Origin of the sequence: Ancylobacter moscoviensis (assembly GCF_007559435.1) — a bacterium.
GTDB lineage: Bacteria > Pseudomonadota > Alphaproteobacteria > Rhizobiales > Xanthobacteraceae > Ancylobacter > Ancylobacter moscoviensis.
The window spans coordinates 264951-286646 of the sequence record NZ_VMBP01000005.1 but is presented as its reverse complement, the minus strand read 5'-3'; the positions used below and the strand labels follow the sequence as shown (position 1 = coordinate 286646).

Sequence of the window (21696 nt, the reverse complement as noted above, 5' to 3'; positions counted from 1 at the left end):
TCGCCATGAGCAACGACGCATTCGGCACCGATGCCGCCTCCGGTAATATCGTACACGCCGCAATCGCCCGCGATGAGGTTGCCGTCCGTCCGCGCCGCCGCTGGCGCGAGGCCGGCATCGCGCTGACGCTGGCGGCGCTGGCGACCGGGGTGGCCGTGTTCCTCGCCTGGCCGAGCAGCCGGGCGCTCGCCACCGATCCGGCGGCGGAAGCCGCCGCCCCGCAGGCCATGCCGGTCTCGGTCGCGGTGCTGAAGGCGCGCGACACCATGAAGTGGAACGAGTTCTCCGGCCGCCTGCGCGCCGTCGAGGTGGTGGAGGTGCGCTCGCGGGTCGCCGGTGCCGTGCACTCGGTGCATTTCCGCGAGGGCGCGCTGGTGAAGCAGGGCGACCTGCTCGTCACCATCGACCCCGAGCCCTTCGTCGCCGCGCTCAACCGCGCGGAGGCGCTGAAGGAAGCCTCCGCCGCGCAGGTCGAATTCTCGAAGAGCGAGCTGGAGCGCGGCAAGCAGCTCGTCGACAACCGTGTCGTCTCGGTGCGCGATCTCGACCAGCGCACCAACACCTATCGCGAGGCGGAAGCCAATCTGCGCGCGGCGGAAGCCGCCGTGCAGACCGCCAAGCTCGACCTCGGCTACACCGAGGTGCGCGCTCCGGTCGACGGGCGTGTCGGCCGGCTGGAAGTCACCGTCGGCAACCTCGTCGCGGCCGGCGCTTCCTCGCCGGTGTTGACCAGCCTCGTCTCGGTCGATCCGATCTATGTCAGCTTCGACGCCGACGAGAACGCCGTCGCCGAGGCGCTGGCCACGCTTGGCGAGCAGACCGAGGCACTCGACGCCATCGATCGCATCCCCGTCGAGATCACCACCGCCACGACCGCCGACAAGCCGGTGCGCGGGCATCTCCAGCTGGTCGACAACCAGGTGGACACCTCGACCGGCACCTTCCGCCTGCGCGCAGTGTTCGCCAATGCCGACGGGCGCCTTGTGCCGGGCCAGTTCGCCCGCGTGCGCATGGGCCGCTCCAAGGCCGAGCCGGCTCTGGTGATCAACGAGCGTGCGGTCGGCACCGACCAGGACAAGAAGTTCGTCTTCGTGGTCGATACCGAGAACAAGGCCATCTACCGGCAGGTCAAGCTCGGGCCGCCGAGCGAAGGTCTGCGCGTCGTGCTGGACGGCCTGAAGGAAGGCGAGCGCATCGTCGTCAACGGCCTGCAGCGCGTGCGCCCCGGTGTCCTGCTGGCCCCCGAGATCGTCCCCATGGAAACCGCTTCCGCCGCCTCCGCGACGGACCCGTCCACTTCCGTCGCCGCGCGCTGATCCGAAGCCGCCGACGCATCGCCTCCTCAGGGGGAGGACGCCATGAATCTGTCCAAGTTCTTCATTGACCGGCCGATTTTCGCCGGCGTCCTCTCCGTGCTGATCTTCCTCGCGGGGCTTCTGGCCCTGCGGGTGATGCCGATCTCCGAATATCCCGAAGTCGTGCCGCCGCAGGTCATCGTGCGCGCCACCTATCCGGGCGCCAACCCGAAGGTGATCGCCGCCACCGTCGCCACGCCCATCGAGGAAGCGATCAACGGCGTCGAGGACATGCTCTACATGTCCTCGCAGGCGACGACCGACGGCGTGATGACGCTGACCGTCACCTTCAAGCTCGGCACCGATCCCGACAAGGCGACGCAGCTCGTGCAGAACCGCGTCGGACAGGCAGAGCCGCGCCTGCCCGAGGAAGTGCGCGCGCTGGGCATCACCACGGCGAAGAGCTCGCCGAACTTCATCATGGTGGTGCACCTCATCTCGCCGAACGACCGCTACGACATCACCTATCTGCGCAACTACGCCGTGCTGAACGTGAAGGACCGGCTGGCGCGCATCTCCGGCGTCGGCCAGATCGACATCTTCGGCGCCGGCGACTACTCGATGCGCGTCTGGCTCGATCCGCAGAAGATCGCCGAGCACGGGCTCTCCGCCGGTGACGTCGCCAACGAGATCCGTGCGCAGAACGTGCAGGCGGCGGCCGGCACCGTCGGCGCCTCGCCGTCCGCGCCGGGCGTCGACCTGCAGCTCTCCGTCAATGCGCGGGGACGCCTCGAGACCGAGGAGGAGTTCGGCGACATCGTCGTGAAGACCGGCGACAGCGGGCAGGTGGTGCGCCTGCGCGACGTCGCGCGCATCGAACTCGGCGCCGCCGACTACGCGCTGCGCTCGCTGCTCGACAACAAGCAGGCGGTCGGCATCGGCGTGTTCCAGGCGCCCGGCTCCAACGCGCTGGAGATCGCCGAGAACGTCCGCGCGACGATGGACGAGATCAAGAAGACGATGCCGGAAGGCGTCGACTACGACATCGTCTACGACACGACCCGCTTCGTCGACGCCTCGATCGAGGCGGTGGTGCACACGCTGTTCGAGGCGGTGGTGCTGGTCGTCATCGTCGTCGTGGTGTTCCTGCAGACCTGGCGCGCCTCCATCATCCCGCTGCTGGCCGTGCCGGTCTCCATCGTCGGCACCTTCGCGGTGATGTACGTCTTCGGCTTCTCGATCAACGCGCTGAGCCTGTTCGGGCTGGTGCTCGCCATCGGCATCGTCGTCGACGACGCGATCGTCGTGGTGGAGAACGTCGAGCGCAACATCGAGAACGGCCTGTCGCCGCTGGAAGCCTCCTACAAGGCGATGAGCGAGGTGTCCGGCCCGATCATCGCCATCGCGCTGGTGCTGGTCGCGGTGTTCGTGCCGCTGGCCTTCATCACCGGCCTGTCGGGCCAGTTCTACCGGCAGTTCGCGCTCACCATCGCCATCTCGACCGTCATCTCGGCGATCAACTCGCTCACCCTGTCGCCAGCGCTCTCGGCGCTGCTGCTGAAGGGCCACCATGCACCGCCCGACCGCTTCCAGCGGATCATCAACGCGCTGCTCGGCTGGTTCTTCCGCGGCTTCAACTGGGTGTTCTCGCGCGGGGCGAACGGCTATGGCGGCGGCGTGCGCGGGGTGCTGAAGGCGAAGAGCGTGGTGATGGTGTTCTACGCCCTCATGCTCGGCGCCACCTGGTGGCTGTTCCAGGCCGTGCCGTCGGGCTTCGTGCCGGCGCAGGACAAGCAGTACCTCGTCGGCTTCGCCCAGCTGCCGGACGGCGCCACGCTCGACCGCACGGAAGAGGTGATCCGCCGCATGAGCGAGATCACCCTCGCCGAGCCGGGCGTCGCCAGCGCGGTCGCCTTCCCGGGCCTGTCGATCGCCGGCTTCTCCAACTCGTCCAATGCGGGCATCGTCTTCTCGGTGCTGAAGCCGTTCGAGGAGCGCACGGATCCCTCGCTCAGCGCCGGCGCCATCGCCGCCTCGCTGAACCAGAAATACGGGGTGATCAAGGACGCCTTCATCGCCATGTTCCCGCCGCCGCCGGTGCAGGGCCTCGGCGTGGTGGGCGGCTTCAAGCTGCAGATCGAGGACCGCGCCGGACAGGGCTACGAGGCGCTGAGCGAGGTGACGAACGCCTTCATGGCCAAGGCCATGGCGGCGCCGGAACTTACCGGCCAGTTCACCACCTTCCAGATCAACGTGCCGCAGATCTTCGCCGACGTGGACCGCACCAAGGCGCGCCAGCTCGGCGTGCCGATCCAGGCGGTGTTCGAGACGCTGCAGGTCTATCTCGGCTCGCTCTACGTGAACGACTTCAACAAATTCGGCCGCACCTACTCGGTGCGCGTGCAGGCCGACGCCCCCTACCGGGCGCGCCAGGAGGACATCGGCAAGCTGAAGGTCCGCTCCAACAGCGGCGAGATGATCCCGCTCGCCGCGCTCTTGAAGGTCGAGGCGACGGCGGGACCGGAACGCGCCCAGCGCTACAACGGCTTCCTCACCGCCGACGTCAACGCCGCGCCCGCGCCGGGCTTCTCGTCGGGGCAGGCGCAGGACGCGGCCGCGCGCATCGCCGCCGAGGTGCTGCCGCCGGGCTTCGACTTCGAATGGACCGACCTGACCTATCAGGAAATCCTGGCGGGCAGCTCGGCGGGGCTCGTCTTCCCGCTGGCCCTGCTGCTCGTCTTCCTGGTGCTGGCCGCCCAGTACGAAAGCCTGACGCTGCCCATCGCGATCATCCTGATCGTGCCCATGGGCCTGCTGGCGGCGCTGTTCGGCGTCTGGCTGGGCGGGGGTGACAACAACATCTTCACCCAGATCGGCCTCGTGGTGCTGGTGGGCCTCTCCGCCAAGAACGCGATCCTGATCGTCGAATTCGCCCGCGAGCTGGAGTTCCTCGGCCGCAACCCGGTCGAGGCGGCGATCGAGGCGAGCCGGCTGCGCCTGCGGCCGATCCTGATGACGTCCTTCGCCTTCATCATGGGCGTGCTGCCGCTGGTGCTCTCCACCGGCGCCGGCGCCGAGATGCGGCACGCGATGGGCGTCGCGGTCTTTGCCGGCATGATCGGCGTCACCTTCTTCGGGCTGTTCCTGACGCCCGTCTTCTATGTGCTGCTGCGCCGCCTGACGGGCAACCGCCCGCTGCGCCAGCACGGCGAGGCCCTCCCCGCACCCGCAGCGGCGGAGTGAGCGACCGGCCGGGAAGCCGGAAATCCAGGCGTCGTCTGCCCCCTCGACGCCCGGACCACGGCTTCCCGGTCGACTTGCCCGATCAGCCCGGACCACCAGCCTCATCGACAACGCGCCTCATCGACAACGTGCTCCGGCGATGCCACATGCAGCGCAGGAGAAGGCGCGATGAAGCCGATCAAATCCGACTGGACGGACGTCGTGCTGATCTGCCGCAAGTGCGCGAGGAAGCTCGACGGTGGCTTCGGGCCGCATGGCGACCAGCCGCTGCCGAAGGCCCTGCGGGCGGAGATCGCCCGGCGCGAGGGCGGCAAGCCGATGAAGAAGCCGCGCCGCAAGGGCGCGCATGTCGCCGTGATCGAGGTGGACTGCCTTGACATCTGCCCCAAGGGCGCGGCCATGCTGGTGCCGGCAGGCCATCCCGGCCGCTGGCGCGCGGTGCCGCGCGGCGCCGATCTCGGCGCGCTGCTCGACGAGATCGCCCCCGAGCGCGGGGACGACTGATCAGGCCACCTTTTCCGCCGGCCGCACCGGATTGAGCGCCCACACCAGCACGGTCATGATGCTGACGCCGATGACGATGCCGACGAGGCGGTCGATCGGCGGCTCCAGCGTGGTGGGCGGCCCGGCGCTCACCAGCGTCACCAGATAGGCGATGGCCGACTGGGTGCCGATATAGGCCTGCGCCGACTTGCCGAGATGGATATGGGCGAAGGAGAACACGCCCAGAAACAGCATCGCCGCCCACCACCACGGATCGGTCGCATCGATGGCGATGACGAGCAGCCCCGCCGTGCCGCCGATGACGCAGCCGAAGATGCGCTGCGCGCCGCGATGACGTGTCGCCAGCGGATCGCTGTCGACGACGATCAGGCTGGAGATCAGCACCTGCGGCAGCTGCGGCAGGTCGAACAGCGCCCAGGTGACGACGATCACCAGCGCCCCGAGCGCCGCCACCATGGACTGGCGCTCGGCATTGATCCCGGTGGTGGCGCTCGGCTGGGCGACGAGACGGGCGTGCAACTCCCCCGCGCGGGGCCCGAGCGCCCAGCTCGCCAGCGTGCCGCACACCACGCCGATGACGATCTCGTAGCAGCGATAATGGGCGAAGTCGTAGAGCTGGCCCGGCTCCGTCATGGTGTAGAGCATGACGAGGGCGAAGGTCAGCGCGCCGTAGAACCAGACGTAGCCATAGGCGCTGCGCTGGCGGCCATAGGTTCCCACGGCGGCGGCGATGACGACGAAGGTGATCTGCAGGAAGGGCAGCCCCTCCACCCACTGGCCGATGTAGTAGCCGCCGAGGACGCCGACGAAGGTGCCGGCGATGCGCAGCACGCCCTTGGTGAACAGCGCGTCGCGATCGACATTCGCGATGATCATCACGCTGAGCGCCGCCCAGTAGGGCTGCTGAAGTCCCATCCAGAGCGCGATGAAGACCGCCGCGAGCACGCCGCAGGCGGTCGCGAAGGCCTGCCGGGTGACGTCCCGGTCGATCGCGTCCTGGCGGGCGGCCTCGTCCATCGCTCAGAACCAGATCAGCACGCGGGCATCGGCACCGTGGAACAGGCCGACGCCGGGCGGCCAGCCGTCGAGCGTGACCTCGACGGGGAAGCGCCGCGGCAGCCGCACCCAGTCGGTCGTCGGCTCGACATAGGGGATCACGCGCGGATTGTGCGGCGAGCGGGCGACGCCGGCGGCGATGCCGCTCACCCGCCCCCAGTGCAGCACCCACGGGTCGCTGCCGAGGGTGAGCAGCACGCGCTGGCCGAGCCGGATGCGGGCGAGATGGCGCTCGCCCATGTTCGCCACCACGCGGCGGCGGCGCTCGGTCACGAGGGCCAGCACCTCGCTGCCGGCGGAAAGATAGTCGCCGAGCCTTGTGGTGAAGGGCGCGATGCGGCCGGGCTCCGGCGCGGTCACGACGGTCTTGGAGAGATCGTACTGCGCCTTGGCGAGCGCCGCCTGAGCGGAGCCGATGGCGGCGGTGGCCACCGCCACGCGCTGGCTCGCCACGGCGAGCTGGGCCTGTGCCGCCAGCACATTGGCGCCGGCCGTGGCGACGTCGCGGGTCGCGACGTCCAGCGACGCTTCTGGCGAGTAGCCTTCGCCCGACAGGGTGCGCACCCGCGCGAGCTGAGACTGCGCGTTCGTCTGCACCGCCTGCGTGGCGGTGATGTTGGCCGTCGCCGCCCTCACCTCGTCCTGGGCGAGACCGAGATCCGCCTGCGCCTGGGTCAGCGTCGCCTGCGCCTCCTGCACCTTCAGCGCGAAGGGCGTGCGCTCGATCTCGAACAGCAGATCGCCGGCGGCGACCGGCTGGTTGTTCTGGACAGCGAGACGGGAGACCGGCCCCTCGATCTGCGAGGAGATGACGACGATGTCGCTCATCACATAGGCATCCGCCGTATAGGCGAGGAAGCGGACGCTGATCTCGTAAAGGGCGAACAGCGCCGCCACGACGCCGATGATGAGCGCCACCGGATGGCGCAGCAGACGGCTCAACATGGAAATGCGGAACTCCCACCCCCTCCGGCGCCTTTCCGGCGCGCGGCTGCCCCATATTCGCGGCTTTGCCGCCGGGGCTCAATGCTCCGGCGGGGGCGGCGATCAGCGCATATAGGTGCGGATGACGTCGACCAGTTCGGCGACGCCCTCCTCGCGCGCACCTTCCTCCGCCTTCGCGACGTGCTCGCGGATGTGATCCTCGATCAGTTCCGCGGTGAGCCCGTTGACCGCGCCGCGCACCGAGGCGACCTGGTTGAGGATGTCGGCACAGGGGACCTCGCTCTCGAGCGCGCGCTCGATCGCCTCCATCTGCCCCTTCAGCCGGCGGACACGGGCGATAAGCCGCGTCTTATTCCTGACGGTATGACTCATATCTCAAGCTATACCCGATCCGGGCGGCCATGCCACGGCGCCCCGCGACGATTAGCGCGCGGCCCGTGCACACGTATCGGCGAGCGGGCCTTGCTCCGGTCATGTTCGTCTTCACATTGGGCGGGGAAATTTCGGGGGCGGGCTTCTCCCGCCATGTGAGGATATGGAAGCATTCACCGCCGACGTGGCCGCCTTTCTGCACGCCCATGAGTATCTGGTCCCTCTCGTCATCGGGATCATCGCCTTCGGCGAGTCCCTGGTGCTCGTCGGCATCATCATTCCCGCCACCGCCCTGATGCTCGCCATTGGCGGGCTGGTCGGCACCGGCGTGGTGTCGCCCGTGCCGGTGATCGTCGGCGCCATCGTCGGCGCCGTGCTGGGCGATGTCGTCTCCTACTGGCTCGGCCGCTGGCTCGGCCCGCGTGTCGTGCATCGCCGCCCGCTGCTGGGCTATCGCGAGCAGGTGGCGCAGGCGCGGCTGTTCTTCCGCCGCTTCGGCTTCGCCTCGATATTCGTCGGCCGCTTCTTCGGCCCGGTGCGGGCCACCATGCCGCTGGTCGCCGGCATGATGCGGATGGACCAGCGCCGCTTCCAGTTCGCCAACGTCTCCTCGGCCATCGTCTGGGCGCCGGTCATGCTCGCCCCCGGCTGGCTTGCCGGCAAGAGCGCGGACCAGCTCGGCGCCACCGAGCAGGGAGACTGGCTGCTGCTGATGGTCGGGGTGACCCTGGTGATGCTGGTGCTGACGGTCGTCGCGCTCAAGATGATCAAGGCCCGGATCGCCAAGCGCCCGCGCAACCGCCGGCGCCAGCAGCGCGCGCCGGCAGCCTGACGGCGCCGGCATTTTCACTCTCCGCCTCACGGAGCCGCTGGCTGGGTGAGGGCCGACGGCGCGGCCTGCGCCGACAGACCCGCCCAGCCGTGCCAGCCCACATAGAGGCCAACCACGATCAGCAGCACGCCCGAGACATAGGGTGCCCGGCGGGCCACGCGACCGAACCAGGGCAACCGTGACGAGGCGTGCCGGACGCCGAGCGCGGCGGCGACGCCGACCGCCACGAGGGTGACGGCGAGGCCGACCGAGAAGCCCAGCACCAGGGTGAAGCCGAGGGCGAACTCCCGCAGCTGCAGGCAGAGCAGCAGCACGGTGATCGCCGCCGGGCATGGAATGAGCCCGCCGGTAAGCCCGAACAGCGCGATCTGCCAGCTCGTCACCGAACGGCCGGTGAAGCGACGGCGGATGTCATCGGCATGCGCCAGCTCGTGCGCGTCCTGATAGCCTTCGACCTCCAGAACGATCTCGCGCATCCGCTCGCCGTCGCTGTCGTCATCGGCGTGATGATGATGATGATCGTGATCGTGATCGTCATCATGATCATGATCGTGGTGGTGATGATTGTGGTCATGTTCCGCCACCGCCAGCCGCGTGTCCTCGCGGGTGCGCCAGATCATCCAGACCGCCATCGCCACGATGATCGCGGCCGAGGCGAGCTGGAGATACGGCTCGAAGGTCTCCGGCGCGACGCCCTGCCAGAGATAGACGCCGCCGAGGGCGATCGCCCACACGACCAGCGTGTGCGAGACCGTGGCCGCGAGGCCAAGCAGCACGGCCTGCCACACCGTTCCCCGTATGGCGATGATGAAGGCGGCCATCAGCGTCTTGGAATGGCCCGGCTCCAACCCGTGCAGCGCGCCGAGAAGGATCGCGCTGGGAATGAAAAGCCAGCCATGGGCGGCGCCCTGCTGGAGAAGCTCGGCGAAGGCGGGCATGGGAGCCTCGATCTGTCTGGACCGGCGCGAGAAATCGTCGGGAGCGCCGCCCCTGCCTGTCGGCGGGACGAACGGCGGGCGTCCACGCAAACGGGAAGCTAGCCCTCCGCTCCGCCAAACACAATAGAATAGGGGGCATACCTATATGTCGTGAAAGCCATACGACGGGCGCGGCCGGCGCCGATGCACGGGCGCGGCATAATTCTGGAACTTTCCTGCGCGATGCTGGCGCTCGCTCCGCCGCTTAACCACATCGGCGGGGAAAGATCGGCGCGACGCGCCCGTTGCGGTAGATTGCAGCGCGGCGGGCGCCCCGAACCGGGCAGAACGATCGGCGCGACGATGTCGGCGTCGGGCAGGAGTGAGAGATGACGGACAAGCGCGAACCCTCGCTGGAGTCACCCAAGCCACACCCGAACAACGGGGATTCCGCCGCCACCACAACGACGCCGCCGAACCGCAGCAAGGGTCCGCCGAGCGACCCCGAGGCTTTCCGGCGCTGGCTCGGCATCGAGCAGCTCAAGGTCGACATGCGCCGGCTCGAACTGGAGACCAAGAAGGCGGAGGCCCCGCCGCCGCGTACCGGCCATCCGGCCCTGCCGGTGCTGTACGGCCTGATCCTGGTCGCGCTACTGGCGCTGGCGGCCTTCCTCACCTCGCAGGTGATCACCCTGCGCGAGGAGATCGGCGCGCTGCGCACCGCCCAGACCGAGATCGCCGCCCGTCTCACCGCGGCTCCGGCGGCAACGCCGCCTTCCGCCGGCGCAGCAGATGCCGCTCCGGCCGAAGCACCGGCATCGCCGCCGCCGGTACCCCCTACCCCTATGAACACACCATCCGACGCAGCGCCCGGAGACGGCGCCGCCGCGCCATCAGCACCGGCCTCGCCCACGGCGGAGGCCGAGCCGGCGACACCCGCCCTGCCGGGCGCCGGCTATACGGTGCGCATCTTCGCGCCGGTGAACAGCGTGCCGAAGGCGAAGATCGACAATTTCACCAGCCCGCTGAAGGCCGCCGGGTTCGATGTCGTGGTGTCGGATACGGGCGTCGTGCAGACGACCAACAACACGCTGTCCTACCACTCCACCACGCAGGACATGGCGAACCAGGTGGCCGGCATCATCCAGAGGAAGCGGCCCGGGCTCGACATGGAGCTGCGCGCCTCGCCGTCCATCCCGCCCAATGCGCGGCAGGTCCTCATCCTCAACCTGACCGAGGACGCGCTGAACTGAGCGCGCCTCAGGCGGCGGCGCGCGGCCCGCGCGCCTGCCGGCCAGCCTCGCGGATGGCGGCGATGTTGCCGCGATAGCCTTCCACGCCGCCCTTGAACACGGCGGAGCCGGCCACCAGCACATTCGCGCCGGCCGCGGCGCAGAGGGCGGCGGTCTCCGGCGTGACGCCGCCATCGACCTCGAGATGGATCGGCCGCTCGCCGATCATCGCGCGCAGACGATAGATCTTCGGCAGCACGTCAGAGATGAAGGCCTGACCCCCAAAGCCGGGATTGACGGTCATGGCGAGGATCAGGTCCACCTTGTCCAGGACATAGGCGAGAGCGCTCTCATGCGTGGCCGGATTCAGCGCCACGCCGGCCTTCTTGCCGAGCGAGCGTATGTGCTGGAGGCAACGGTCGAGATGGTGCGTCGCCTCCGCCTGCACGGTGATGATGTCCGCACCGGCCTTGGCGAAGGCCTCGATATAGGGCTCCACCGGCTCGATCATCAGATGCACGTCGAACGGCTTGTCGGTATGCGGACGCATCGCCTTGATGACATCCGGACCGAAGGTGATGTTGGGCACGAAATGCCCGTCCATCACATCGAGATGGATCCAGTCGGCGCCGGCGCTCGCGACATCGCGCACCTCCTCGCCGAAGCGCGAGAAGTCCGACGCCAGCATGGAAGGGGCGATGAGGGGCATGGGGTTCTCCTGACGTATGGACCTGGCGCGACGTCACCCCCGCGCCAGGCCCGGCCATGACGTTCAGTTGGATGGATGGAGCGGCGGGTAGCTGTCGATGCCGCCGGAGAATACCCGGCTGGCGAGGACGTCCTCGGCGGTGAGCGTCACCAGATCGTCGGCCGTCACCGGCCGCTCGGCGTTGAACAGGCGGTTGGCCTGCCGCAGCCGGGCACGGTCGAGCGCGTTGCGGATCGAGCGGCCATTGGCGAAATGCGGCTGCAGCATGCGCAGGTCGATATAGCGCCGGAAGGCTTCCTGCGCGCCCGCATCCATGCGGTAGTTCATCGTTTCCAGAATGCGCCCGCCGATGGCGTCGAGCTCGCCGGCCGAATAGTCGGGGAAGTCGACATGATGGGCGACACGCGAGCGGAAGCCGGGATTGGCGGTGAAGAAACGCTCCATCCGGTCGGCATAGCCGGCGAGGATGACGACGAGATCGTCGCGCTGGTTCTCCATCACCTGCAGCAGGATCTCGATCGCCTCCTGCCCGTAGTCGCGCTCGTTCTCCGGGCGATAGAGGTAATAGGCCTCGTCGATGAACAGCACGCCGCCCATCGCCTTCTTGAGGATTTCCTTCGTCTTCGGCGCGGTGTGACCGATGTACTGGCCGACCAGATCGTCGCGCGTCACGGTGACGAGGTGGCCTTTGCGGACATAGCCGAGCCGGTGGAGGATCTCCGCCATGCGCAGCGCCACCGTCGTCTTGCCGGTGCCGGGATTGCCGGTGAAGCTCATGTGCAGCGTCGGGCTCACGGCTTCGAGGCCGAAGCGCTTGCGGGCGCTGTCGACGAGCAGGAGCGCGCCGATCTCGCGCAGGCGCTGCTTCACCGGCACCAGGCCGACGAGTTCGCGGTCGAGCTGGTCGAACACCTCGGCAAGGCCGCTGGACGAAAACTCGGCACGCAGGTCGATGGCGCCCGGCACGGGGGCCTTCGCGTCCGGGACAATGTTCGGATCGTCGATCACGGCATCCATGATCCGCTCTCCGCCGCGTCGGGCCGGCTCTCGCCGGGAAAGAGAAAAGGGGGACCGGTTCCGGGCGCGGCATTCCGGAACCGGTCCCTCGCGGTCGGGGAGGAAACCGGGCGACCGCGATAACCGTCGGGGGAGTTAGGGAGACCGACGGATCAGTAGCGCGCGCCCTCCGGGCGGTTGGCCGCATAGGCGCGCGTCGTGTAGCGGATGGACCGGCCGTCGACTTCCTGGCGCTCCAGCGCGAAGCCGGGCTCCTCCTCGGGGCGGTCGGTGATGAAGGACAGGCGCAGCGATTCCCACGTGTGGGTGGAATCGAAGGCGCTGACGCGGATGTAATGCCGGCCCTTGTAGGTCTTGCGGCACTCGTTCAGCTCGAACATGACGCCGGCGGCGTCGCGCACGTCGAACATCGGCTGGCCCCACAGCTCCCAATAGGTGTTGCGCGGGTGGGGGTCGTCGGTGAACTCGATGTTCACCGCCCAGCCATTGTCGATGCAGTACTGGACCTGCTTGCCGATCTGCTCGTCGGTCAGGTCGGGCAGGAAGGAGAAGGCTCCCTGGGTCAGGCGCATGGTCTTGTCTCGCTCTGTTAGCTGTGACGGGCTCCGCCTTCCGCCGTCATCGCCGGGCTTGGCCCGGGGATCCACGCCTGTGACCTCCGGCAAGCGGGAAGTCGTGGATAGCCGGGCCAAGCCCGGCCATGACGTCGTGAGGCGGCACAGATCAATCACTCCGCCGCGGTGGCCTGCGGCACGAAGTCGGGCGTGTCGGTGGAGGAGTAGTTGAAGGTCACGTCCTTCCACGTCTCCAGCGCCTGCTTGAGCGGCAGGCAGTGCCTGGCCGCCGCCTTGAGGATTTCCGGCCCCTCGCCGAGCAGGTCGCGGCCCTCGTTGCGGGCGAGGATCATCGCCTCCAGCGCCACGCGGTTGGCGGTCGCGCCGGCCTGGATGCCCATCGGGTGGCCGATGGTGCCGCCGCCGAACTGCAGCACGACGTCCTCGCCGAGCAGGTCGATGAGCTGGTGCATCTGGCCGGCATGGATGCCGCCGGAGGCGACCGGCATCAGCTTGCGGGTCGAGGCCCAGGGCTGGTCGAAGAAGATGCCGTGGGCGAGGTTCTGCGGCACGAAGTCCTCACGGCAGAGGTCGTAGTAGCCCTTGGTGGTGTGGGGGTCGCCCTCCAGCTTGCCGACGACCGTGCCCGCGTGGATGTGGTCGACGCCCGCGAGGCGCATCCACTTGGTGATGACGCGGAACGACACGCCGTGCGACTTCTGCCGCGTATAGGTGGAGTGGCCGGCGCGGTGCAGGTGCAGGATCATGTCGTTGCGCCGCGCCCACTTCGCCATGGACTGGATCGCGGTGTAGCCGATCACCAGGTCGATCATGATGATGCTGGAGCCGAGGCTCTTGGCGAAATCGGCGCGCTCGTACATGTCCTCCATGGTGGCGGCGGTCACGTTGAGATAGGTGCCCTTGATCTCGCCGGTCGAGGCCTGCGCCTTGTTGACCGCCTCCATGCAGTAGAGGAAGCGCTCACGCCAGTGCATGAAGGGCTGCGAGTTGATGTTCTCGTCGTCCTTGGTGAAGTCGAGGCCGCCCTTGAGCGCCTCGTAGACCACGCGGCCATAGTTGCGGCCGGACAGGCCGAGCTTGGGCTTCACCGTCGCGCCGAGCAGCGGGCGGCCGAACTTGTCGAGGCGCTCGCGCTCCACGACGATGCCGGTGGCCGGGCCGTCGAAGGTCTTCACATAGGCGACCGGCAGGCGCATGTCCTCGAGGCGCAGCGCCTTGAGCGGCTTGAAGCCGAACACGTTGCCGATGATCGACGCCGACAGGTTGGCGATCGAGCCCGGCTCGAACAGGTCGAGATCATAGGCGATGTAGGCGAACCACGAGCCCGGCGAATTCGGCACCGGATCGACGCGGTAGCACTTGGCCCGGTACTTGTCGCAGGCGGTCAGGCGGTCCGTCCACACCACGGTCCAGGTGGCGGTGGAGCTTTCGCCGGCCACCGCCGCCGAAGCCTCGATCTCGTCGACGCCGTCCTGCGGGGTGATGCGGAACACGGCGATGACGTCCGTGTCCTTCGGCTCGTAATCGGGCTGCCAGTAGCCCATCTTGCGGTATTCCATCACGCCGGCGCTGTAGCGGCTGCGCTTCTCCTCGGCGGGCTTGGTCTTGTCGATCGCGTTCATCGATCTTCTCCTGTGCGTTCCCGTCGGCGCGGCGCCGAAAGCGCGCGCCCCCTGGTCTGGTTGAGGTCATCCCCGCGAGGGGGGAGATTCATTCCGCCGCGGCGCGTGCGCCGCCGATCACCGGATCGAGCGCCCCGCTGGCGTAGCGCTTGGCCATGGCGGCAAGCGGCAGCACCTTGATCTTCGAGGCGTGGCCCGCCGTGCCGAACTGCTCGAAGCGCTCGCGGCAGAGGTCGCGCATCGCGTCCATGGCGGGCTTGAGGAATTTGCGGGGGTCGAACTCCGACCGGTTCGCCTGTCCGACCTTGCGGAACTGCGCGGTCATGGCGAGGCGGCAGTCGGTGTCGATGTTGACCTTGCGCACGCCATGCCTGATGCCGCGTACGATCTCCTCCACCGGCACGCCCCAGGTCTGGGGCATCTCGCCGCCGGACGCGTTGAACAGATCCTGCAGCGCCTGCGGCACCGAGGAGGAGCCGTGCATGACGAGGTGGACGCTGGGCAGCCGGCGGTGGATCTCCTCGATCACGTGCATGGCGAGGATGTCGCCGTCGGGCTTGCGCGAGAACTTGTAGGCGCCGTGCGAGGTGCCCATGGCGATGGCGAGCGCGTCGACCTTTGTGCGGGCGACGAAATCCACCGCCTGATCGGGATCGGTGAGCAACTGGTCATGGCTCAGCACGCCTTCCGCGCCGTGGCCGTCCTCCTGCTCACCCGCCCCGCTCTCGAGCGAGCCGAGCACGCCGAGCTCGCCCTCGACCGAGGCACCGACCCAGTGGGCCGCATCGACCACGCGCCGGGTGATGGCAACGTTGTAGTCGTAGTCCGCCGGGGTCTTGGCGTCCTCCTTCAGCGAGCCATCCATCATGACGGAGGTGAAGCCGTGCTGGATGGCGGACAGGCAGGTCGCCTCGTTGTTCCCGTGGTCCTGGTGCATGCAGATCGGGATCGACGGGTACATCTCGACGAGGGCGTCGATCATGCGCGAGAGCATGATGTCGCCGGCATAGGAGCGGGCGCCGCGGCTCGCCTGCATGATGACGGGCGCGTCGACGGCCTGCGCCGCCTCCATGATCGCGATGCCCTGCTCCATGTTGTTGATGTTGAAGGCGGGCACGCCGTAGCCGTGCTCGGCGGCGTGGTCGAGAAGCTGACGAAGGGTGATGCGGGCCATTGGCGTTTCCCCCGGTTCAGGCGCAGGTCAGAAGGTCGCAGGTCGCGTCGACCACCGCCTCCGGCGTGATGTTGAAATGCTGGTAGAGATCGCCCGCCGGAGCGGAGGCGCCGAAGCCCTCCATGCCGACGAAGCGGCCGCGCTCGCCGATCCAGCGGTCCCAGCCGAGCCGGCCGGCCGCCTCGATGCCGACGCGCGGGGCAGTGCCCAGCACCGCGCGGCGATAGTCGGCGCTCTGGCGCTCGAACAGCTCCCAGCAGGGCAGCGAAACGACGGCGGCGTCGACCTCGCGCTCGGCGAGCAGGTCCGCCGCCTTGAAGGCGAGCTCGACCTCCGAGCCGGTGGCGATGAGAGTCACATCGCGCCGGCGCCTGGGCTTGCGGACGACATAGCCGCCATAGCCGGTGAGGTTTTCCTCGCTGTGCGTGGTGCGGAAGGTCGGCAGGTTCTGGCGCGAGAGCGCCAGCACCGAGGGGGTGCCTTCGGCATGCAGGGCGAGCTGCCAGGCTTCCAGCGTCTCCACCGCGTCGGCGGGACGGAACACGTAGAGGTTCGGCGTCGCCCGCAGCATGGCCAGATGCTCGACCGGCTGATGCGTCGGCCCGTCCTCGCCGAGGCCGATGGAGTCGTGCGTCAGCACATAGACGACGCGCTGGCCCATCAGCGCCGAGAGCCGCATGGCCCCCTTCGCGTAATCGGAGAAGACGAGGAACGTCCCGCCATAGGGAATGGAGCCGCGATGCAGCGCGAGGCCGTTCATCACCGCCGCCATGGCGTGCTCGCGGATGCCGTAGTGCAGGTAGCGGCCGCCATACGCACCCGGCGCCACCGGCACGAGGCCCTTGGTGTAGGTGAGGTTCGAGTGGGTGAGGTCGGCCGAGCCGCCAACCGTGAGGTCGGTCGCCGCGTTGATGACGCCGAGCGCCATCTCCGACGCCTTGCGCGTCGCCACCTTCGGCGCGCTCTCGGACAGCTCACGCTTATAGGCGGCGAGCTTCTCGTCGAAATCGGCCGGCAGCTCGCCTTCCATCGCCGCCTCGAAGGCGGCGCGCTGGCCGGAGGCGGCAAGCCGCTTCTCCCATGCCTCGCGGGCATGGCGGCCGCGCTCGGCGATGCCGGCCCAGGCGGTACGCACGCCCTCCGGCACCTCGAAGGGCGGATGGTTCCAGCCGAGCCTGGCGCGGGCACCCTCGATCTCAGCGGCTCCCAGCGGCGCGCCGTGCACCGCCTCGGTACCCGCCTTGGTGGGCGCGCCGAAGCCGATGGTGGTGCGGCAGGCGATCAGCGTCGGCCGCTCGGTGGAGCGCGCCTCGGCGATGGCGTCGACCAGCGCGTGATGGGCGTGGCCGTCGACCCGCATCACGTCCCAGCCGGCGGCCTTGAAACGGGCGAGCTGGTCGGTCGAGGTCGAGAGCGTGGTGCGTCCGTCGATGGAGATGCCGTTGTCGTCCCACAGCACGATCAGCTTGCCGAGCTTCAGGTGCCCGGCGAGGTCGATGGCCTCGTGGGAGATGCCCTCCATCAGGCAGCCGTCGCCGGCGATGACGTAGGTGTGGTGATCGACCAGTTCGTCGCCGAAGCGGGCGTTGAGCATGCGCTCGGCGAGCGCCATACCCACGGCCGTGGCGAGCCCCTGCCCGAGCGGGCCGGTGGTGGTCTCCACCCCCAGCGTATGGCCGTGCTCGGGATGGCCGGCAGTGATCGCGCCGAGCTGGCGGAATCGCTTGAGCTGGTCGACGCCCATGTCGGCATAGCCGAGCAGATGGTTGATGCCATAGAGCAGCATCGAGCCGTGGCCGGCGGAGAGGATGAAGCGGTCGCGGTCCGGCCAGTCGGGCCGGCCCGGATCGAGCGTCACGAAGCGGGCGAACAGGGCGGTGGCGACATCCGCCATGCCCATCGGCATGCCGGGATGGCCGGACTTGGCCTGCTCCACCGCGTCCATGGCAAGTGCGCGCAGGGCGTTGGCCATGTCGTCGTGGGGGATGTCGGCGGGGTCCTGGTGCGGACGCAGCGCCGTGGTGTTGCTGGTCAACATGCTGTCCTCCCGGCTCATGCGGCGCGCCGCTTCTTCTCGACGATGTTCAGGATCATCGGGGTGAGGATGAGCTGCATCGCGATGTCGAGCTTGCCGCCCGGGATCACGATGGAATTGGCGCGGCTCATCCACGAGCCCTGGATCATCGAGAGCAGGTAGGGGAAATCGATCCCGCGCGGGCTCTTGAAGCGGATGACGACGATCGACTCGTCCGCCGTGGGGATCCAGCGGGCGACGAAGGGGTTCGAGGTGTCGACCGTCGGGACGCGCTGGAAGTTGATGTCGGTGTGGGTGAACTGCGGGCAGATGTAGTTCACGTAGTCCGGCATGCGACGCAGGATCGTGTCGGTGACGGCCTCGGTCGAGTAGCCGCGATGCGAGCGGTCGCGATGGATCTTCTGGATCCACTCGAGGTTGATGACTGGCACGACGCCGATCTTCAGGTCGGCATAGCGGGCGACGTCGATGTTGCCGCTCACCACCGCACCGTGCAGCCCCTCGTAGAAGAGCAGGTCGGTCGGCGTCGGGATCGGCTCCCACTGCGTGAAGGTGCCGGGCGCGCCGCCATACTCTGCGGCCTCCTTGTCGTCATGCACATAGTGGCGGAACTTGCCGGTGCCGGTCTGCGAATAGGAACGGAAGGTCTCCTCCAGTTCCTCGAACAGGTTCGAATCCGGGCCGAAATGGCTGTAGTGGTGGTTGCCGCGTGCGGCCTCCTCGGCCATGACGCGCTTCATCTCGGCGCGGTCGTAGCGGTGATAGGCATCGCCCTCGATATAGGCGGCGGAAACCTCCTCGCGGCGGAAGATCTGCTCGAAGATGCGCCGCACCGAGGTGGTGCCCGCGCCCGACGAACCGGTGACGGAAATGATGGGATGGTGGATCGACATCGCCCTCTCCCTCACGCGCGCAGAAGGCCGCGCCGGCCGAAGAGCGGGGAGCGCTCGGGCATGGCGGTAGCATCGATGTGGTAGCGGGCGATGCGTTCGACCTCGCCGCGCGAGCCGAAGACCAGCGGCACGCGCTGGTGCAGATGGGCGGGGCGCAGTTCGAGGATCGGCCGCTGGCCGTCGGTCGCGGCGCCCTGCGCCTGCTCCATCAGGAAGGCGACCGGATTCGCCTCGTAGACCAGCCGCAGGCGGCCCTGCGTGTAGCCCCGGCGGGCGTCGCCCGGATAGAGATAGACGCCGCCACGCACCAGGATGCGGAAGACGTCCGCCACCATGGAGGCGACCCAGCGGGTGTTGAAATCCTTGCCGCGCGGCCCGTCGACGCCCGCCTGGCAATCCTCGACATAGCAGCGGATCGCCGTATCCCAGTGGCGCAGGTTGGAGCCGTTGACGGCGTATTCGGCGGTCTCGGGAGCGACCACCGCCCGCTCCTCGACGAGCAGGAAATCGCCGCTCGCCCGGTCGAGGATGAAGATCTGCGTGCCGGCGCCGACGGTGAGCACCAGCGCGAGCTGGGGGCCGTAGATCAGGAAGCCGGCGGCGAGCTGCGCCGAGCCCGGCTGCAGCAGCGATTCCGCGCCGACGAAGGGTAGGATCGAGAAGATCGTACCGACCGTCATGTTGCTGTCGATGTTGGACGAGCCGTCGAGCGGATCGACCGCGACGGCCAACGTGCCGGCCGGGTCGAGCGCGACCGGCTCGTCCGCCTCTTCCGAGCCGAGAAGGGTGACGGGCGCGGCGATCAGCGCCTCGCGGACCAGATCGTCGGCGATGACGTCGAGTTCCTTCTGGCTGTCGCCGTCCGCGTGATGGCCGCGGACCTCGGCGAGCGCGCCGGCCAGCGGCCCGGCGGCCAGAAGCTCGGAAATCTTGATACCGGCACCGGCAAGCGCGAGCACGGTGCTCGCGACGTCGCGGCGCACGTCATCGGCTTGCGACCACCTGGACAGGTGGTCCTGCAAAGTCGGGCGTGTCATGGCGTTTCCCCAGTTAGGTCGTGGGCTTGTGCCCATTGGCGTGTCGTTTCCGTAAGACCTTCGAGCGGGGAACCCGAAGCGGCGGACGCCTCTTGTTGATGGCAGACTGCACGAATTGCGGGCGTAAGGAAATTCGAATATTCTTTCCTGAGAATTCAGTTTAGCTGAAATGTAATGCCATATGCGTAATGCCACGCTGAAGCAGCTGCGCGCCGTCGCCGCCATCGTCGAAACCGGCAGCGTCACCGCTGCCGCGAAAAAGCTGAACGTCACGCCGCCGGCGGTGACGATGCAGGTGCAATTGCTCGAACAGCATCTCGGCCTGCCGCTGCTCGACCGCGCCGGGGACCGCTTCCAGCCCAGCGCCGCGGGGCGGGAAGTGCTTTCCGCCGCCGCCCGCATCGAACAGGCGCTGGCCGATTGCGGCGCCGCCCTCGACGCCATGAAGGGCCTGCGCTCCGGCCGCGTCTCGGTGGGCCTCGTCTCCACCGCGAAGTACTTCGTGCCGGCCGCGCTCGGCGCCTTCACCCGCGCCCATCCCGGCATCGACGTGGTGCTGACGGTGGGCAACCGCGAGGCGATCATCGCCGGGCTGCGCGGCGACACGATCGACGTCGCCATCATGGGGCGGCCGCCGCTCGACATGGAGGTCGACAAGACGCTGATCGGCGATCATCCGCATGTGCTGATCGCCCCGGCCGACCACCCGCTGCTCGGCCGGCGCATCCCGGCCGCGGCGCTGGCGGGAGCGACCTTCATGTCGCGCGAGCCGGGCTCGGGCACGCGCGGATTGATGGAACGGTTCTTTCAGCAGTCCGGCATCGATCCGCGGATCGGCATGGAGATCGATTCGAACGAGACCATCAAGCAGGCGGTGATGGCGGGGCTCGGCCTCGCCTTCATCTCCGCCCACACCATCGCGGCGGAAGTCGCGGACGGGCGGCTCGCCGTGCTCGATGTCGAGGGGCTGCCGGAAGTGCGGCAATGGTTCGTGGTGAAGCGCACCGCCAAGCGCCTGACGCCTCCGGCGGCGGCGCTCACCGAGTTCCTGTCGCGGCGCGGGCCGGAATTCTTGCCGGACACGCTGCATTTGCCGGGCGTGGCGCGGGCGATGGCTCCCGCCGACGACCGGCCGGACTGAGCGCGCCGGGCGCGATCAGTCCGAACACAGGTCGGCGGCGCGCGTCAGTCGCGCTTGCCGGTGAGCCAGGAGAGCAGCGGGTTGAGCGGCTTGGACGACCCCGGCATGGCCTCGACCACCACCAGTTCCTCCACATCGCCCTTCTTGAAGGCGGCAAGGAAGGCGTCGTAGTCGCGCACAGAGACGCAGCCATTGGAATCGCCGCGCTCTCCCAGCAGATAGGGGTGCAGGAGGAAGCCGTTGCGCCCATACATGGGCTGGTCGCCGACCGGCGTCATGCGCACCGCCTCGGTGCCATGGAACAGCGCCTCGCGCATGCGCAGCTTGTAGCGGTTCGGCGGGGTCGGGCCGAGCATCTTCACGCGGACGTGGCGGATGTCGTCGAACTTGTCGCCATAGCCCGAATGCGCCTCGAGCTTCTTGCCGTTCGGCAGATAGAGCTTCTTGGCGCGGATATCGTAGACGGCGAACTTGTCGCCCGAGGTGGGATAGCGCAGCCCGTCCTTGGGGGCGGCTTGCTCGGTCGCCGGGGGCGCGGCCGGCGCGGCGGCGGGCGCCTCCTCCGGCGTGACGTCCTCTTCCATGGGCGGCGGCAGCGAGGCGACCTCGGTCGGCGCGGCCGGCTTCCTCGGCGGAAGCGGCGCGAGGGTCAGCGTGTCCTCGGGCTCGTCGCCCGCCATGACGCGGCCGGCGAAGAGCGGGTTCGCCATGGGCAGCGGCACAGCGCTCACCGTCTCGACCGTCGGTTCGGAGGTCGGCGCCGGCACCGGAATGGCGGCCACGGTGGCCGGCCGGATCGGCATGACCGCCGGGTTGAACAGCCAGCTGGCCGGCTGCGCGATCTGACCGGCGGGCCGAAAATTGCGGACGTCGTTCACGCTCATCGCGAACGGAGCCGAGGGCTCGTCCACCACGGCGCTCGCCACCTCGGGCGCCGCCGGAGCAAGCCGCAGCGCAGGATCGACCCGTGCCGCATCGGCCGGGGTCGGAACGGAGGCGTTCGACACCCAAGCCACGGCAACCGCCACGCCGACGAAGCTGGCTGAGCCGATGAGGAACGATCCAATAAGCCGCATTAGGCGTCTCTGCACAGGTGA

Annotated in this window: 19 protein-coding genes; 6 read left to right on the top strand and 13 right to left on the bottom strand. The window is 68.7% G+C overall.

Annotated features, from left to right (window positions below):
• Positions 1 to 5: 5 nt before the first annotated feature.
• The 3 genes from FO470_RS16015 to FO470_RS16005 all read left to right on the top strand — a co-directional run bounded on the left by FO470_RS16015 (position 6) and on the right by FO470_RS16005 (position 5042).
• Positions 6 to 1316, top strand: coding sequence for an efflux RND transporter periplasmic adaptor subunit (locus FO470_RS16015; protein ID WP_144343967.1), 1311 nt, complete (start codon positions 6 to 8; stop codon positions 1314 to 1316).
• A 42-nt stretch (positions 1317 to 1358) separates the two neighbouring features.
• Complete coding sequence (locus FO470_RS16010; RefSeq protein WP_144343966.1) at positions 1359 to 4538, top strand: efflux RND transporter permease subunit; 3180 nt, start codon at positions 1359 to 1361, stop codon at positions 4536 to 4538.
• A gap of 168 nt (positions 4539 to 4706) precedes the next feature.
• Positions 4707 to 5042, top strand: a complete 336-nt coding sequence (locus FO470_RS16005; protein ID WP_144343965.1) for a (2Fe-2S) ferredoxin domain-containing protein — start codon at positions 4707 to 4709, stop codon at positions 5040 to 5042.
• Here the strand turns inward: FO470_RS16005 and FO470_RS16000 are convergent, their stop codons facing one another.
• From FO470_RS16000 to FO470_RS15990, 3 genes are all read right to left on the bottom strand, one after another.
• Positions 5043 to 6059, bottom strand: a complete 1017-nt coding sequence (locus FO470_RS16000) for an FUSC family protein (RefSeq protein ID WP_144343964.1) — start codon at positions 6057 to 6059, stop codon at positions 5043 to 5045. It lies immediately after the preceding gene.
• A 3-nt stretch (positions 6060 to 6062) separates the two neighbouring features.
• A complete protein-coding gene (locus FO470_RS15995; protein ID WP_144343963.1) occupies positions 6063 to 7043 on the bottom strand; it encodes an HlyD family secretion protein in 981 nt (326 codons plus the stop codon).
• A gap of 102 nt (positions 7044 to 7145) precedes the next feature.
• The gene (locus tag FO470_RS15990) at positions 7146 to 7415 is read right to left on the bottom strand and encodes a metal/formaldehyde-sensitive transcriptional repressor (RefSeq protein WP_144343962.1); all 270 of its coding nucleotides are present in this window, start codon (positions 7413 to 7415) and stop codon (positions 7146 to 7148) included.
• Positions 7416 to 7578: 163 nt separating this feature from the next.
• Here FO470_RS15990 and FO470_RS15985 point away from each other — a divergent pair, with 163 nt between their 5' ends.
• Positions 7579 to 8247, top strand: coding sequence for a DedA family protein (locus FO470_RS15985; protein ID WP_144343961.1), 669 nt, complete (start codon positions 7579 to 7581; stop codon positions 8245 to 8247).
• Between the two features lie 26 nt (positions 8248 to 8273).
• On the opposite strand, the gene FO470_RS15980 is transcribed toward FO470_RS15985, so the two are convergent.
• On the bottom strand, positions 8274 to 9185 hold the full coding sequence (locus tag FO470_RS15980; protein ID WP_144343960.1) for a nickel/cobalt efflux transporter: 912 nt from the start codon (positions 9183 to 9185) through the stop codon (positions 8274 to 8276).
• 368 nt (positions 9186 to 9553) lie between these two features.
• On the opposite strand from FO470_RS15980, the gene FO470_RS15975 reads away from it, so the two are divergent.
• Positions 9554 to 10417: a hypothetical protein gene (locus FO470_RS15975; RefSeq protein ID WP_144343959.1), complete on the top strand. Its 864-nt coding sequence runs from the start codon at positions 9554 to 9556 to the stop codon at positions 10415 to 10417.
• Positions 10418 to 10424: 7 nt separating this feature from the next.
• Here FO470_RS15975 and rpe read toward each other — a convergent pair whose 3' ends face one another.
• From rpe to FO470_RS15935, 8 genes are all read right to left on the bottom strand, one after another.
• A complete protein-coding gene (rpe, locus tag FO470_RS15970; protein WP_144343958.1) occupies positions 10425 to 11105 on the bottom strand; it encodes a ribulose-phosphate 3-epimerase in 681 nt (226 codons plus the stop codon).
• A 63-nt stretch (positions 11106 to 11168) separates the two neighbouring features.
• On the bottom strand, positions 11169 to 12122 hold the full coding sequence (cbbX, locus tag FO470_RS15965; protein ID WP_144343957.1) for a CbbX protein: 954 nt from the start codon (positions 12120 to 12122) through the stop codon (positions 11169 to 11171).
• A 152-nt stretch (positions 12123 to 12274) separates the two neighbouring features.
• Positions 12275 to 12694 carry a ribulose bisphosphate carboxylase small subunit gene (locus FO470_RS15960; protein ID WP_144343956.1) on the bottom strand — a complete coding sequence of 140 codons (420 nt, stop codon included), beginning with the start codon at positions 12692 to 12694 and terminating at the stop codon, positions 12275 to 12277.
• A 155-nt stretch (positions 12695 to 12849) separates the two neighbouring features.
• Positions 12850 to 14319, bottom strand: a complete 1470-nt coding sequence (locus tag FO470_RS15955; protein ID WP_144343955.1) for a form I ribulose bisphosphate carboxylase large subunit — start codon at positions 14317 to 14319, stop codon at positions 12850 to 12852.
• Positions 14320 to 14407: 88 nt separating this feature from the next.
• Positions 14408 to 15493 carry a class II fructose-bisphosphate aldolase gene (gene fba / locus FO470_RS15950; RefSeq protein ID WP_144343954.1) on the bottom strand — a complete coding sequence of 362 codons (1086 nt, stop codon included), beginning with the start codon at positions 15491 to 15493 and terminating at the stop codon, positions 14408 to 14410.
• Between the two features lie 16 nt (positions 15494 to 15509).
• A complete protein-coding gene (tkt, locus tag FO470_RS15945) occupies positions 15510 to 17531 on the bottom strand; it encodes a transketolase (protein WP_144343953.1) in 2022 nt (673 codons plus the stop codon).
• 14 nt (positions 17532 to 17545) lie between these two features.
• Positions 17546 to 18421, bottom strand: a complete 876-nt coding sequence (locus FO470_RS15940; RefSeq protein ID WP_144343952.1) for a phosphoribulokinase — start codon at positions 18419 to 18421, stop codon at positions 17546 to 17548.
• A gap of 11 nt (positions 18422 to 18432) precedes the next feature.
• On the bottom strand, positions 18433 to 19458 hold the full coding sequence (locus FO470_RS15935; protein ID WP_144343951.1) for a class 1 fructose-bisphosphatase: 1026 nt from the start codon (positions 19456 to 19458) through the stop codon (positions 18433 to 18435).
• A gap of 181 nt (positions 19459 to 19639) precedes the next feature.
• Here FO470_RS15935 and FO470_RS15930 point away from each other — a divergent pair, with 181 nt between their 5' ends.
• Positions 19640 to 20599: a LysR family transcriptional regulator gene (locus FO470_RS15930; protein WP_144343950.1), complete on the top strand. Its 960-nt coding sequence runs from the start codon at positions 19640 to 19642 to the stop codon at positions 20597 to 20599.
• A 44-nt stretch (positions 20600 to 20643) separates the two neighbouring features.
• Here the strand turns inward: FO470_RS15930 and FO470_RS15925 are convergent, their stop codons facing one another.
• Positions 20644 to 21675, bottom strand: coding sequence for a DUF2778 domain-containing protein (locus FO470_RS15925; RefSeq protein ID WP_144343949.1), 1032 nt, complete (start codon positions 21673 to 21675; stop codon positions 20644 to 20646).
• Positions 21676 to 21696 lie beyond the last annotated feature (21 nt).